21 protein-coding genes are annotated in these 14655 nt (G+C 23.5%); 2 read left to right on the plus strand and 19 right to left on the minus strand.

Annotated features, from left to right (window positions below; translation table 4 throughout):
• Positions 1-7: 7 nt before the first annotated feature.
• From EMELA_RS02400 to EMELA_RS02410, 3 genes are read right to left on the minus strand one after another with little or no spacing between them, the layout of a single operon-like run.
• Complete coding sequence (locus EMELA_RS02400) at positions 8-544, minus strand: hypothetical protein (protein ID WP_028124126.1); 537 nt, start codon at positions 542-544, stop codon at positions 8-10.
• A 1-nt stretch (position 545) separates the two neighbouring features.
• The gene (locus EMELA_RS02405; protein WP_028124125.1) at positions 546-1154 is read right to left on the minus strand and encodes a hypothetical protein; all 609 of its coding nucleotides are present in this window, start codon (positions 1152-1154) and stop codon (positions 546-548) included.
• 2 nt (positions 1155-1156) lie between these two features.
• Entirely contained in the window at positions 1157-1828 is a 672-nt protein-coding gene (locus EMELA_RS02410) for a hypothetical protein (RefSeq protein ID WP_028124124.1), read from the minus strand.
• Between the two features lie 78 nt (positions 1829-1906).
• Between EMELA_RS02410 and EMELA_RS02415 the strand changes: the two genes are divergently transcribed.
• Positions 1907-2617 carry a hypothetical protein gene (locus EMELA_RS02415; protein ID WP_028124123.1) on the plus strand — a complete coding sequence of 237 codons (711 nt, stop codon included), beginning with the start codon at positions 1907-1909 and terminating at the stop codon, positions 2615-2617.
• 57 nt (positions 2618-2674) lie between these two features.
• On the opposite strand, the gene EMELA_RS02420 is transcribed toward EMELA_RS02415, so the two are convergent.
• The 15 genes from EMELA_RS02420 to holA all read right to left on the minus strand — a co-directional run bounded on the left by EMELA_RS02420 (position 2675) and on the right by holA (position 12944).
• Positions 2675-2860: a hypothetical protein gene (locus tag EMELA_RS02420; RefSeq protein WP_028124122.1), complete on the minus strand. Its 186-nt coding sequence runs from the start codon at positions 2858-2860 to the stop codon at positions 2675-2677.
• Entirely contained in the window at positions 2842-3114 is a 273-nt protein-coding gene (locus tag EMELA_RS05360; RefSeq protein ID WP_084485292.1) for an ETX/MTX2 family pore-forming toxin, read from the minus strand. The genes EMELA_RS02420 and EMELA_RS05360 overlap by 19 nt, the downstream gene beginning before the upstream one ends.
• Positions 3108-3332 (minus strand): ETX/MTX2 family pore-forming toxin, encoded by a 225-nt coding sequence (locus tag EMELA_RS05195; protein ID WP_084485291.1) that lies wholly within the window; start codon positions 3330-3332, stop codon positions 3108-3110. The genes EMELA_RS05360 and EMELA_RS05195 overlap by 7 nt, the downstream gene beginning before the upstream one ends.
• A 482-nt stretch (positions 3333-3814) precedes the next feature.
• Positions 3815-4213 (minus strand): SDR family oxidoreductase, encoded by a 399-nt coding sequence (locus tag EMELA_RS02435; RefSeq protein WP_198407626.1) that lies wholly within the window; start codon positions 4211-4213, stop codon positions 3815-3817.
• Entirely contained in the window at positions 4192-4422 is a 231-nt protein-coding gene (locus EMELA_RS04885) for a Rossmann-fold NAD(P)-binding domain-containing protein (RefSeq protein WP_198407625.1), read from the minus strand. The genes EMELA_RS02435 and EMELA_RS04885 overlap by 22 nt, the downstream gene beginning before the upstream one ends.
• 113 nt (positions 4423-4535) lie before the next feature.
• Entirely contained in the window at positions 4536-4700 is a 165-nt protein-coding gene (gene rpsU, locus EMELA_RS02440) for a 30S ribosomal protein S21 (protein WP_011183260.1), read from the minus strand.
• Between the two features lie 84 nt (positions 4701-4784).
• Positions 4785-5663, minus strand: a complete 879-nt coding sequence (locus EMELA_RS02445) for an MSC_0882 family membrane protein (RefSeq protein WP_051584595.1) — start codon at positions 5661-5663, stop codon at positions 4785-4787.
• Positions 5656-5910 (minus strand): TIGR04561 family membrane protein, encoded by a 255-nt coding sequence (locus tag EMELA_RS02450; RefSeq protein ID WP_028124121.1) that lies wholly within the window; start codon positions 5908-5910, stop codon positions 5656-5658. Before EMELA_RS02450 ends, EMELA_RS02445 begins: the two co-directional genes overlap by 8 nt.
• A 162-nt stretch (positions 5911-6072) precedes the next feature.
• Positions 6073-6432 (minus strand): ATP-binding cassette domain-containing protein, encoded by a 360-nt coding sequence (locus tag EMELA_RS02455; RefSeq protein WP_156932105.1) that lies wholly within the window; start codon positions 6430-6432, stop codon positions 6073-6075.
• 154 nt (positions 6433-6586) lie between these two features.
• The gene (locus EMELA_RS02460; protein ID WP_028124119.1) at positions 6587-6823 is read right to left on the minus strand and encodes a hypothetical protein; all 237 of its coding nucleotides are present in this window, start codon (positions 6821-6823) and stop codon (positions 6587-6589) included.
• Between the two features lie 305 nt (positions 6824-7128).
• A complete protein-coding gene (locus EMELA_RS05365; protein ID WP_084485301.1) occupies positions 7129-7257 on the minus strand; it encodes an ATP-binding cassette domain-containing protein in 129 nt (42 codons plus the stop codon).
• 204 nt (positions 7258-7461) lie between these two features.
• Positions 7462-9201, minus strand: a complete 1740-nt coding sequence (gene aspS, locus EMELA_RS02470) for an aspartate--tRNA ligase (RefSeq protein ID WP_028124118.1) — start codon at positions 9199-9201, stop codon at positions 7462-7464.
• Positions 9185-10450 (minus strand): histidine--tRNA ligase, encoded by a 1266-nt coding sequence (gene hisS / locus EMELA_RS02475; protein WP_028124117.1) that lies wholly within the window; start codon positions 10448-10450, stop codon positions 9185-9187. The genes aspS and hisS overlap by 17 nt, the downstream gene beginning before the upstream one ends.
• Before the next feature lie 99 nt (positions 10451-10549).
• Complete coding sequence (locus EMELA_RS02480) at positions 10550-11992, minus strand: hypothetical protein (RefSeq protein ID WP_028124116.1); 1443 nt, start codon at positions 11990-11992, stop codon at positions 10550-10552.
• A complete protein-coding gene (holA, locus tag EMELA_RS02485) occupies positions 11985-12944 on the minus strand; it encodes a DNA polymerase III subunit delta (RefSeq protein ID WP_028124115.1) in 960 nt (319 codons plus the stop codon). Before holA ends, EMELA_RS02480 begins: the two co-directional genes overlap by 8 nt.
• Positions 12945-13081: 137 nt before the next feature.
• Between holA and rpsT the strand changes: the two genes are divergently transcribed.
• On the plus strand, positions 13082-13327 hold the full coding sequence (gene rpsT / locus EMELA_RS02490; RefSeq protein WP_028124114.1) for a 30S ribosomal protein S20: 246 nt from the start codon (positions 13082-13084) through the stop codon (positions 13325-13327).
• A 42-nt stretch (positions 13328-13369) separates the two neighbouring features.
• Here the strand turns inward: rpsT and EMELA_RS04890 are convergent, their stop codons facing one another.
• On the minus strand, positions 13370-13684 hold the full coding sequence (locus tag EMELA_RS04890) for a ComEC/Rec2 family competence protein (protein ID WP_028124113.1): 315 nt from the start codon (positions 13682-13684) through the stop codon (positions 13370-13372).
• Positions 13685-14655 lie beyond the last annotated feature (971 nt).

The following is a 14655-nucleotide window of genomic DNA, read 5'->3' on the forward strand; positions in this document are numbered from 1 at the left end:
TTACCTCCTATATAAATTCTGTATTAAGTTTTAATTCATTTAAGAAATCTTTTAATTCTCAGTGATACAAAATTTTAATAAAATTGTAACTTTCAGCTTCCTTAACTTTAAAAATTATTCTTCTACGGTTAACATCATTTTTAATTACTTCAATATCTGTAAAACTAATAACTTGATCTCAAATTACAATTTTATTATTTTTAACAACAACAAATATTGATTTAATAACTTTTTGAATTAGTGTTAACCAAACTAATAATAAAATCATATAAATAATACTTATAATTGATTGAGTAAGAATTAAAGCATCATTGATAATAACCATGTAAACAATTGTAATTGCAATGTATATAACACTCATTACAAGTACTGTAATTAGATATATTATTAAAATTATAAATAGTTTTTTATTTTTGAAATACTTTGAATCTTGTTTAATTAACTTTTTAATTTGACTATAACTTTTTAAATCTTTAACAAAGATGTATATTGAATAAGCTAATAATATTATTGATATTATTAAAGGAAATATAATTATTTTCATATTATGCTTGCTCCAATCTAAACTTAGCAATAATTGCATTTAGTTTTAAATCATCAGTTACAAAATAAATTTCTTCACTTTTTGTTTTTACATAAATGCTTTTGTAATATTCACCATTAAAATTTGAAACAAGATATTCATTTAATAAAACATTCTCTAATCTAATAACTTTAAATTCATTTTGGTTATCAAGCACTATTCTCTTATTACTTATATAAACAAGATTAGTTTCAAAATCATTTTGTTTTGCTTTAAATCTAAATAATGAATAGTTCTTTTTTAATTTTTTCACATATTGATCATACTTATCATCAAATTCTTTCTTTTTGCTTTTTTTATAATTAATTTCATTAAAAGATATATTTAATTCATCAACAAAATAAATTTTTTCATCATCAGCAAGTTCAAATTTAGTTTTAATAAGTTTTAGGTTATTTAAGATGCTATTTTCAGTTTTCTTAAATTCTGCAATTTCTTTTAAATACTCATCATTAACTTTTTTATAAGGTTTATGTTTAACTGAGTAAATATAAGCTAAAATTCCAACAACTATTAAAATGATTACATATAGTCCTATCATGAATATAGCAATTATAACTTTTGAGTCCATTATTATTCTTCTTCAAAGTCCATTTCATATTGTGATCAAATATCAATTAAATTAACTAATGATTCAGCTTTATTTAATACTTCAAGTAATTCATATTTTTTAACATCATCAATTGTTCTTTCAATTTTTAAAATATTAACTAATAATTTACTTGCTTCTCTTAAGTCATTTAAGTTATTTTCTTCAGCAGCAATTTTTAAGACTTTCATGAATTCATGATCATTATTAAATACATTTTTAAATTTTAAAATTGCTTCAGTATAAATTTTATTAATTTGTAAGATTATTTCTTCTTTATAAATTTCTAAAATATTTTCTTGTGTAATAATTAATTCTTTTGCTTGTGCTCTTGCTTCTAGTGAATCAGTAAATTTAAATAAAAATTTATCACTTCCTAAATAATTGCTCATTGCGCTAGCGATTTGTAAGTCACAAATAATATCAAATTCTTCTTTATATTTTAAAGCTTTAATTTGACTTAGTAGTTCTTTTTCAAGTTTTTTAAAATTTGCTAATATTTTAGATAATTCATTAATCTCTTCAACTTCATTTAGTTGGTCTAAAATTTTAGTTAAATGATCATTGCTTTTAAGTTCTGTTTCAATATTTTCTAAACTAGATATAATGATTGCTAAACTTGGTTCTAAAAAATCAATTTCGATTTCATTGTTCATATTGGTTCTCCTTTTAAAGTATAATTATACTTAATTATACCTTATAATATAAAAAGTATAGAAAATAAAGGAGTTATAATGATTCAGATATTTAAACTAAAAGAGCTAAATGCAACAGAATTAAGTCATTTAGAGGAACTTAACTCATGATGAGATAAACCAATAAACAAGAAGTTACAAAAATGTAAAATTTTTATTTGAAAATTTGGTTTAGAACCAAATGACTACATCACTTTTAATAACATAAACGATGTACCTTTTAATGATTTCATTAAGGGTGTAAATAATTACTTAAACTTTTATACTCCAAAGCTAAAAACAATTGTTAGTGAAAGACACGCATTTAAAAAATTTGATAAATCAATTATTAATTACATGCAATTAAATAGTTACACAACTGCTTTAAGTACCATAGCTGCTTTTTATACAGAAAAAGTTGATTATGATTTAACAAAATTAAATAAAAAAGAAGCAGTTAAATTTGCTAATCATGTTTTATTAGAAAAATGAAACAAGTTTAAGCGTGAAGTTCTTTCAAATTTTGGTGGAAATGAAATAATCAAAGATGTTATTAAAGGTGTTTTTGAAAATGAAGTAGTTTATGATGAAGTATTATTTGATTCACGAGTAATTATTAATACTATTGTTAAGTATTCTTCTAACTTATTAAAACGAACAGAAATTACTGAAAAGCAATTTTTAAATATTATGTATTTAGCATATTTACAATCAAACTTTATTGAAGGATTTATTTACGTTTATAATGGCTTTACAATTAATTTAAAATAAAAAACACTAATTGAGATTTAAATAGTGTTTTTTTAGGCTATAAAATCATTTTTATATTTATCTTGTTATTTTTTCATTTAATTTAACTGCAGATTTTATATCTACATTAAGTGAATTTTCAACTGTTTCAACTTCAGCATTTGCTAAAACAATAATATCGCCATTAATGCTTTCATAAACAACATCATGGTTATCAGGATAAACACCGTCACTGTATAAAATTTTTAAAATTGAATCATTCATTGTATAAGCACGTTAATTACCTGATAATACTGAAAAATTATTGCTGAATTTAGCATAAATCATTGTATTGGATTTAATTTTCCTATTATTAACTCGTCATATATTTTATGTTGTTGATAAACATTATATGTTACAGACATTGCTGAATGAGCTGAAACTTTAACAAGTTGTGATAGAGCTGTTAAAGTTGTTTGTGTTGTATCTGTTCTTGTAGTAGTTGAAGAAAATTGAAAAGTTAATTTAGTATTTAGAATTTAATTTTAGCTTCCAATTCTAAACCAACTGATTTTGTTATTCTATAAGCAATTGAATCAATATATGTTCTTGAAAAGCTAGCTGATTGCATTGTTTGTTCTTGATTAGTATCATTTGTTAGTTTGTCATTTTCTGAATGCAATAATTCTTTATTAGAATATCTTTCTGGAGCTTGAGAAATTGTTGGATCTTTAGTAAAATAAGCATCATTTATTAAAAATGAATCAACATTGCAAACTTTATAAGGACCATCATCTACAACAAAATCATGTTATGCTGCATAATATTAACGTAACAAATAATGTTGTAATAAATCTCTAACATTTGTAAAGTTTAAATCTCATTTAAGATTTGTTTTTACTGGATTTTGTTCAGGTTTATGCGTTGCAGCTAGTCAGCAGACATAGAAAATACATTAAGACTACATAATACGGATAATAAAAATTTCATTTATATCATCTCTTTTCCTTTGCAAAATACTTTTCAAAAAAACATAAACATAGTACTAATTGTTTTAATAAACATTTATAAAATTTGAAAAATACATGTGAAATGGAATTTATTTTTAATCTACTTAAAGCAAGTAAATCATATTTTATAGCCGCCCACTCACACTATGTTTTTCTTTATCCTTAATTTCATTATAGTCCTATTTTAAAATAACTTAATTATTTTTTAGTTCATTCTATGAGGGTTTTATTAATAAACCTTAACTTCTTGACCATTAATCTCACCTTCAATAATATTAATAAATGCTTTAGCTGCTTTTACAACCGGAACTGGTTTAACACCTTTAAAGTATTCTCCATATTCAACCATTGATTCATGAAATACACTTGAACTTACACAATTAATTCTAATGTTATTTTTAACATCAAACGCTGCTGCTTTGGCAAATGCTGCAACTCCACCGTTAGTTAATGCATACATAGAACCCATTTTGATTAATTCATCTTTAATTACTCCTGCAATTAAAGTTATGCTTCCATTATTATTAACATACTTGCTTGTAACTAACACCATATTAACTTGACCTAATAATTTACTGCTAATTGAAAATATTACATCCTCATTTGTTAATTCTTCAATAGGTTTCATCGCTGCGAACCTGCCGCCATAATTATATGATCAACTTTACCAAGTTTTTCAAACATTGCTTTTATACTTTCTAATGAAGTTATATCTACTTGAATATCACCTGATTTTCTTCCACCTATAATGATTTCATAATTATGTTTACTTTCTTTTAATTCTTTAATTATTGCAAAACCTAATGTTTCAGCTTCACCTAAAACTAATACTTTCATGAATGACTCCTTTTTGTGATTAAATTTATTATATAGTTCAATTTGGTTTTATTGCATTTTAAATAAAAAAAGATGCATTAAGCATCTTTTTAGCAATTATTATTTGCCTATTATTATTTATATTTACGGTTTTGTTTTTGTTTGTAAATTCTTTTTTCTTTTTTACTTAGGTGATATTCACGTTTTCTAGCTTCAGCTTTGTTTGATGATGCTACTTTTTGAAATCGTTTAAGAGCTTTTTCAATTGATTCTCCCTCATGTACGATAATACTTGCCATTTTTTCAACTCCAATTCAATGAACTATTAATATTTTATCTCAATATGTGTGTAAATTACAATACTTTTACTGAAAATAAATTTTTTATAAAAATCATCAAAGTTTTTTGTTTGATTTTTTTCTCATAATAAAATATGGAATAAATAATACAAATAGTACAATTGCTAGTAAAGTGAAAAAAATTAACATACAGAATTTATTAGCTGATTTTTTTAAAGCGATTTGTTGATCTATAGAAACTATTTCATATCCATAGAATGAATCAATATTTCCTTTTCTTGAATAGTTAAAAACTAAAGAAAAGATTTGTAAAATCGCTGTTAAACTTAAAATGATAATAAATATCATTATTTCAGAATCCACATGAACAGTATCAATTTTATTAACTAAGAATAGGATTAGTGTCGTTAAACCACCATATAAATAAATTCCAAAGGATGTTCAATTTAAGTAAATATGTCTTTTAACAATTTTTTTATAACTTTTAATAATAAAGAATGGAATTCTTTCTCTACCCATTAATAAATCTGATTTATATCTTTTAACATCAATTAGGATATGATTTAAATCAATTAAAGCTTTGATCATAACCATTAAACTTAAAACTAAGATAGTGATCATAATTCCTGCACTTGGAACTAAAGTTGAATCAATTTTTAAAAAGTTTTGTCCATCTTCAAGTTTAATGTAATTAAGTGCAATAAAAAATGCTGAAACAGAAATGCATAATATAGAAGCGAACATTAAGAATGCTATTTTATATTTTTCCATTTTAATTTCTTTAGCAATTCTTTTATTAATATTTACTGCATCAAGTTCCTCTTTGCTAAATTCTGGAACTATCTCTGTGAATTTTTTTTCACCTAGAATTGAATTACTACTATTTACATAATTAGGGTTTTTAATTTGATTTTGTTCATTTGGATTTGGCTGTTGCATTCCATTTATAATTTCGTTATTCATTTACTTCTTTCCTTTCTTTAATTTTTGAGTCTTTTACAATTGAATTTATTTCTTCATCAATTTTAATCTTTTCAATTTCCAAGTTATTACTATTTTTATCAATTTTAATTTTAGTAACAACAAACTTAGTTAGAAAAATTAAAAATGATACCAAAAGAAGTGATGAAAAGAAAATGAAAATAAATAAAAACGGAATTGATGCGCCGAATATAACTAACGCGTTACTTATATCAAATAATCCCTTCATATAAATCTCCTTTAAATAATTTTATCATTTTTATATTTAATTTGGTTTTTAACTTATTTAACCATAAATGTATCTTATCTTATTTTTTAAATCTAAATCTATTACTTTTAATGCAAGGTTATTTATAAAGAATTTATCATGACTAATAAATATAATCGTACCTTAATATTCCTCTAATGCATTTAGCAATTTACTTACAGTTTGTAAATCTAAAAAATTAGTAGGTTCATCAAGTAATAAAACTTTTATTTCCTTGCATAATAAAAGACTAATTTTTAATTGCATTTTTTGACCTTCGCTTAGTTCTTTAACCTTTTTATGAAAAATTTTATCTGAATAACTAAATTGTGAAAGATACTTTTTTATTTCTGATCTTTTTTCATACATTAAATAATCAATAAATTCTTCAACTCTAAACTCAAGTGTTTTTGTATCCATTGTTTGTTCAAGAAAACCAATTGATAAATTATTTTCTATTTTTAAAGCAAAATTAATTTCTTTTAACAACGTTGTTTTTTCCAATTACATTTTTACCTGTAATTGCAATTCTATATTGATTATTTATTTCAATACTATGATTTTCCAAATATATTAATCGTTTTTTATTGATGTTAGGTCCAAAATTAAAACTAATTTTTTTATTATATATATTTCTTATCAACTTCTTCTAATTTAGCTAATTTTGTTTTAAACTGCATAAAGTTTTTATCAACTGAATTTTTCCTTTTTTATCAAGTAATTTTTGTTCAAAAAAACTCAATTTTTTACTTTTTATATTTTGTTTAATTCAATGTGCTTTTCTAAGTTTTATATTATTTTTTAACTTTTCTTTTTCTTTATTATATTTATCTAATTTTAAATTATGTTGTTTTTCTTCATTATCCTTTTCGTTTAAGTAAGCACTTAAATTCATTTTATAGTGTTTTACTTTTTTGTCCTCAATTTCAATTATTTCATCAGCTACTTTTTCAATAAGATATCTGTCATGCGATATTAAAATAAAAACGCTTTTATGGCCTTTATGGTTTAAGATTTTACTAATTAAAAAGTTTAAATTGTTTGTATCTAAATTAACACTAGGTTCATCAAGAATGATTAATTATTTATTAGCTATAAAAGTATTTAATTTTTTTTCTTTAGTGTATTCTCCGCCACTTATATTAATTTCAGGAATAAAATAACTTTGTTCTGTATATACTGTTTCAAACAAATTCTTTATTATGCCTTCATATTCTTTTTTAAATTTGCCAGTATTTTAGCAAATGTTGTTTTTCCACTACCATTATTTCCTATTAGTGCAATTGTTTTGTTTTCATTGTTTATTTTTAAGTTATTAATTTTTAATAACTTTTAGTCTTTACGAAAAATTTGTTTTGTAAATTGCTGATTTGGATCATATAATCATGTCCCTTCGAAGAAAAAGATTAATTAAAATAATTAATTTGATGATGTGTCCATTTTATCAGTCTTCTTTCTAGTTCATATATATCTTATATTATTTATTAAAGGATTTTAAACTTCTTTAAAATAAAAAAAACTAAACATAATTGTTTAGTCTTGTTTAATTATTTTAAGATTTAATTCATCTAGTTGTTTATCTTCAACAAAACTAGGCGCATTATTCATCATATCAATTCCTTTTGAATTTTTAGGAAATGCAATAACATCTCTAATTGCTTCAGAATGAGCTAATAGCATAATAACACGATCGATTCCAAACGCAAATCCAGCATGACTTGGTGCTCCGTATTTATATGCATTAATAAATCAACCAAAGTTTTTTTCGATTGTTTCAGCATTTAATCCAACTGCTTCAAACATTCTTTGTTGAATTTCTGAATCAGTAATACGAACTCCACCACTTCCTAGTTCATAACCATTTAAAACTAAATCGTATGAATCAGCCATTGCTTCTTCTTTATTAGTTTCAAAATCTGCTATTGATTTTATATTTGGCATTGTAAATGGATTATGTGCTGCAACATAACTTTTTTTTTCATCGCTTCATTCATATAATGGAAAATCAACAATTCATAATAATTTGTAATCATTTGGATCAGTTAAAGATAACAATTCTGCAACTTTATTTCTTACAGCTCCTAACATGTCAGATACTTTTTCATATTTACCTATGTTTAGTAAAATTGTTGCTTTATCTTTAATGTTAAATTGTTTAATCAATTTTTCTTTTTCATCTTCAGATAATGATGATGCAATTGAGCCACTTCATACTTGATTTTCATATTTAGCAAATGCTAAATTATTAAATCCTTTTTGTCTTGCAGTTTCTGTTAAAGCTTCTAATTGTTTTTTACTTAGTAATTCTTCAATACAAATTCCTCTGATTGCAAAGTTGTTTTCTTTAAAACCTTCAAATAATTTAACTTGAGTTTCTGCAAAAATATATGTTAAAGTATTTAACTTTAAATCAAATCTAATATCTGGTTTATCACAACCATACATATCAATTGCTTCTTTGAAAGGCATCTTGATTAATTTTTCTTTAAAATCAATTCCTTTAACTTCTAAAAAAATTTTTTTGATTACTTTTTCAATTTGATCTTGAACTTCAGCTGCTGTTGCAAATGACATTTCCATATCTAATTGTGTGAATTCAGGTTGACGGTCATTTCTTAAATCTTCGTCTCTAAAACATCTTACGATTTGATAATATTTATCAAATCCACTAACCATCAATAATTGTTTATACAATTGAGGTGATTGTGGTAATGCATAAAATGTATTTTTATTTAATCTTGATGGAACTAAGAAATCTCTAGCTCCTTCTGGTGTTGATTTACCAAAATATGGAGTTTCAACTTCAATAAAATTATCTTTTTCAAATTCTTTTCTAATAATGCTATTAACTTTAGCTCTTAAAACCATGTTATTTTGCATTTTTTGACGTCTTAAATCTAAATATCTATACTCCATTCTTATTTCTTCAGATACTTCAACTTCATTTTCAATTATAAAAGGAGTCACTTTACTTTTATTTATTAATTCAATATTTTCAACATCAATTTCAATTTCACCAGTTGCTATTTCAAGATTTTTTGATTTACGTTCAATTACTTTACCTGTGATTGAAATTACATATTCAGGTCTTAGATTATTAATTAACTCTTGTTTATTTTCACCAATTACAATTTGTGTAACTCCATAAAAATCTCTTAAATCGATAAATGTAATTTGACCCATTTTACGAATCTTTTTAATTCATCCTTTTAGAACTACTTCTTGGTTTACATTAGTAAGGTTTAGTTCACCACAATTATGTGTTCTTTTCATTCTTTTTTTCTCCTTTTAAGTATTTAACAATTTCTTCAAATTTTAATGATACTGATTCACCAGTTTCTTGACACTTAATTGAGTAATCATTATTTGAAATTGAATTATCTCCAATTACAATTATATTTTTTGCATTTACTCTTTTAGCTGCTTTAAATCCTGCTTTAAGATTTTTAATGTTTCAATTAGTATCAACTTTTAAATTGTTAGTTCTAGCATCTAATAATAATTTGTTAGTCAATACTTGAGCTGCTTCTGATAATGGAATAATGAATAGATCTAATTCTTGATCAGTTAAAACTGAAATATTTTGCTCGCTTAAAGTTAGCATGATTCTTTCAATTCCAATTGCAAATCCACTTGCTGGTAAACTTGGTCCACCTAATTGTTCAACTAAATTATTGTATGAACCACCTGCAATGATTGCTTGATCTATTTTAGTATTTTTAAATTCGAATACTAATCCTGTGTAATAATCTAATCCTCTAACTAAATTAAAGTTAATTTGAGCATTAATAGCTAAATCTTTTAATTGATTATATGTTATGTTTAGTCTTTTTTTGTTTTCTTCGCTTGCAAACTCAAACATTTTTGGAGCATAATTAAATTTTGCACCATCAATTTTACAATCTAGTATACGTAATACGTTTTTATTTATTCTTGTTTGACAATCAGCACATAAGTCATTGAATGAAGCAAGATATTTTTTAAGTTCAATTTCATATGCTTTTCTTTCATCACCACTTATTAAATAGTTAATTTCAACAATAATATCTTTATTAATATTTAATTCATTTAAGAAACTTTGAGATAATGTAATTAATTCAACATCATTACCAATTGAATCTACTCCAAATACTTCAACACCTAATTGATTAAATTGTCTATATCTTCCAGCTTGTGGTCTTTCATATCTAAAAATAGGTCCTATGTAAAATGCTTTGTAAGGTAGATTTTCTGGAATATATAATTTATTTTCAATTAATGCTCTAACAGTTGGAGCTGTTCCTTCAGGTCTTAATACAAATTCACGACCTTTGCGATCTGTAAATTCATACATTTCCTTGCTAACAATATCACTTGAGTCCCCAACTCCTCTAACAAATAATTCCTTTGATTCAAACATTGGAGTAATAATTTCACCATAGTTAAAAACATTTAGAACTTTTCTAAACTTTTCTTCTACAGTATTTCATTCTTTAGAATTATTTAAAAATAAATCTTGCGTTCCTCTAGGTTTTTGAATCATAAAATCTCCTTTTGCTTTAAATATTATAACATTTTCATTTATTAACAAAGAAATAGGCTTTTATAAAATAAATAAATGATAGAAACTATCATTTATTTATTATTTTTGTTCATCTTCATCAAATAATCTAGGATCAATTTCGTATGTTTTTCCTTGCATTGCAGCCATTGTTGCATTTGCTTGTTCTTGTCTTGCTCTCATAATTTTTTGTACATCTTTTTTAGGGTTAACAATTACTAACATAAATGCTCCCATTAAAGTTAAGATTGAAGATACTAATGCACAAATTGAAAGACTTGCAATAGTTGATAATTGAGAACTATAATCTGATTTTAATTTATTAATAAAATCATCAAAATGAGTTGTTAATACTGGATTTGTTGATTCAGTCCCAATTCCTAGTTGACTATAAGCATTTCATTTTTTTATTGTTAAATCAGGTGATATAGAAGTTGCAACTTCAAATAAAATATATATAACAAAGATAGCAACTATTAATAATGTAAATCCACTTACTCTATATTTTAATCTTGAAGAATCCTGTTTTTTTCAGAATGTATATCCAATATATCCAAATCAAAGAAAATAAAATACTGCAAATATAATTGATGTAATATTTGTTGTTGCTTTACCGAAAATATCAACATTTCCTGCTATATTTACTTTTCTAGACATAGAACTTGTAATTTGATAAAAATTAAATTCTGTATCTCATTTATGATCTGGGAAAAGAAGACGAATTAAAGAAGTTTCATTTTTATAATTTAAATCTACTCTTACAGTTCCAACATATATAACTAATGCAACATAAAAAATTATTGTTATTAACATAAGTAATGTAAATAATTTTTTAATCATTGGCATATATTTTGGTTTTGTTTTAAAAGGATAAAACTTAGGATTTAAAAATAAATTTTGTGGTGGTATTCCATTCATACCCATATTTGCATTAAAAATATTTTGTTGATTGAAATTTTGTTTGTTAAATCCTGCTGATTGATTAAAGTTTTGTTGGTTGGTTGTTTGTGAATCTTTTTTAGCATCAGAAGTTGTTTTTGCTTCATCAGCTTTTTCTTGTGCTTCTTTTTCAGCTTTTTCTTTTGCTTCTTCAGCTAGTTTTTCATCCATTTTAGCAATAAATTCAGTTGACAATTTACTGTTTCTTTCAATGTCTTCAATAGTAAATGGCTCTTCTTCATTTGTTAAAGATTTTCTTGTGACTTTATAACTGTCACTAATAAAAGTTATAATTCTTGAATACTCAGCATACATTTCTTCAACATTTATTTCTTCTTCTGGTGCTTCAAATCTATTTGAAACTTTTGTAATTTTTACATAAGCTTTAGCAAAATCTGCTGCGATCTTTTTACGATTGTATCTGCATTTAAACTTATCACTTTCTAAAAGTAATAATAAATCAATTAGTTTAATAACTTCTTTTCTAAATTCTTCATTTTTTCTTAAGTAGTACTTTAATTTATTACTTTTTACAATATAAAATAATAAATGCGAAATACTTACATATACTTTTTTATTATCCATTTCTTTTCTCCATATTTTTGATAAATTGATACTCAACTATATTTTCTTTATCCATTGTTGAATTTAAAACACCTTGCTGAATATTATATAACAACTTAATTTTATCATTTAATTCTTTAATGTTAAGTCTATTTGATAGTGCAACCTTAACTCTATATGGGTGTGCTTTTGTTTTATTCACAATTTCATCACTTTTTAAACCTTGTTGTTTCATCACATTTACATCTCTAAAGAAAACAACAGTTGAACTTAAAAGTGCTATTAGTTTTGAAATATCATCATTTAATAATAAGTAATCTTTATATAATTTTAAGAAAATTCCTGTTTTGTTATTAACAAAAACATTTGAAAGTTCAAATATATCATTTTCAATATATTTAGTTAAATTATCTTTAACATCATTGTTTGTAATGATTTCACTTTCAATGTGCGAAAGTTTTGTTAATTCATTGGTCAACGTTTGCATATCATTTGGTGTTAAATCATAAATATATCTAGCATCATCATCTGTAATATATTTATTATTTTTAACAAAAAATGCCTTAATATAATTCATAACCTCAGCTTCTTGCATAGGTTTGACATTTGTTACTTCAAGATTTTCTTCTAAGTATTTAACAATTTTTAATCTTTTTGATAACTTATTGTTATTCAAAGTAAAAATTACTATATTATCTGTTTTGCTTTCAAGAATTTTATATAAAGCTTCTTCTGTATAACTTCGATGCAAACTAATTTTTTCTTCAGTTGCAAATCAAGCATCACTTATAATTAAAATTTTTGATTCACCAAATAATGAAAAAGTTATTATTGAAGTATAAATATCAGCAATATCATTGTATATTAATGAGTAGTTTTCAATCTCATACTCTTTTTCTGCTTTCAGTCCTTTAATTAATTTATTAACTGTTTTTGTTAGTAAGAAATGATCTTCTGAATAAATAAAATACATGCTTACCTCCACTAATCTTACTCTTATTTTATCTTATTGTTTATGTAAAAATGATTAAAGATTAAAAATGTTTAATTTTATCTAGTTATTTGTTATAATCTAAATTGTACTAAAAATTATATAAAGGAGTTGAAATTATGCCAAATATTAAATCACAAAAAAAACGTGTTTTAACTAACGAGAAATCAAGAACTGCAAATAAAGCTATTAAATCAGAAATTAGAACAGCTATTAAAAAAGCTTTAGCTGCTAAAAAAGATGAATCTACTGATGCAAAAGATTTAATTAACCATGCAGTAAGTCTAGTTGATAAAGGTGTTAAAAAAGGTATTTTAAAACCAAATAAAGCTGCAAGAGAAAAATCACGTTTAATGCAAGGGTAATTCTCAACTTAAAACGAATAATGTAAGGCAATTTCGGTTGCCTTATTTTTTTATGATATTTAAATTTTTAAACATTACAAAATAATTGTTGATTCCATTAGTAATGTAATATTTTATTTGCAACTTATCTAACGTATTTAACGTTTCTTGATGTAGAAATTTTTTATTTCCACCTTCATTTTCACCACTAATTAAAGCAATATCGGGATTTATAAATTTTATGAATTCTATACTTGTGCTTGTTTTGCTTCCATGATGGCCAATTTGTAAGATGTTAACCTTTTTCAAACCAATGATATATAAAAAATCTAATTGATTAAGTAAATAGGTTTCTGTTTGTCTTTCAGCATCTCCCATAAATACTGATCTAATATTCCCAAAATGAAAAATTAAAACTAAACTTTTATTATTTTCAAAATCACCATAAGGATTAAAAAATACATTTATAATGATGTTGTTTATTTTTATTACTTTTGTAAATTTATTATTATAGTGATCCTCGTGATTATGTGAAATAAAAATTAAATCTATTTTATTTAGGTCTTGATACTTTAAAAAATGACTAACTAGTTCTGTGCTTCTTTGTTTTCAAACTCCAGCATCAAAAATTATTGTTATATTATTTCATTTATTATGATAAACAAAGTTATTTCTATTTCCAACATTTAAAATAGTTAAATATTCACTTGGCTTTATTAGTCACGTAAAAAATAAAACTGTTTCAAAGACTAAAATACTTATAATTTTAAATTTAATAGCTATCGTTTTTTATGAAATGACTATACTCATAATAAAGCCAAAAATTAAAAATAGAATATTCTGAAAACCAATATTAAATACTATACTATACTTTTCAAATAATGAAATAATGAATCACAATGCGTTGTAAAGTTGTGTCAAAAAGCTTTGATTAAATAAATAGATAAATGCTGTTATAAAATAATAAATTGAAATAATTGGTGACAATAATAGGGCATATAAATTTGATGTAAAACTTAATTTATATGTAAAATAAGCATTTAAAATATTTATTAAAATATAAAAGTAAATAAATTTAAATACTTTATGCTTTTTAAATCTGATAAATGAACTGAACAATAATATTAAATTAATATATCAAAAACTTGATCTTAAAATAAAACTTGGAAATAAAACTATTAAGATCGTTATTGTTAAAAGGTTTTTTAATTCATTACTTTGTTTTAGTTTTTTAAACAAGTTGAAAAATTGCTTTATCATTACTCTGGTCATTATCATTGGTCAGATTGTTAAATAGTTTCATACTAACAATCAACTTATAAAAATAAATTTGAATTTAAGATTTAATT

It is taken from the genome of Mesoplasma melaleucae, from assembly GCF_002804105.1.
GTDB lineage: Bacteria > Bacillota_I > Bacilli_A > Mycoplasmatales > Mycoplasmataceae > Mesoplasma > Mesoplasma melaleucae.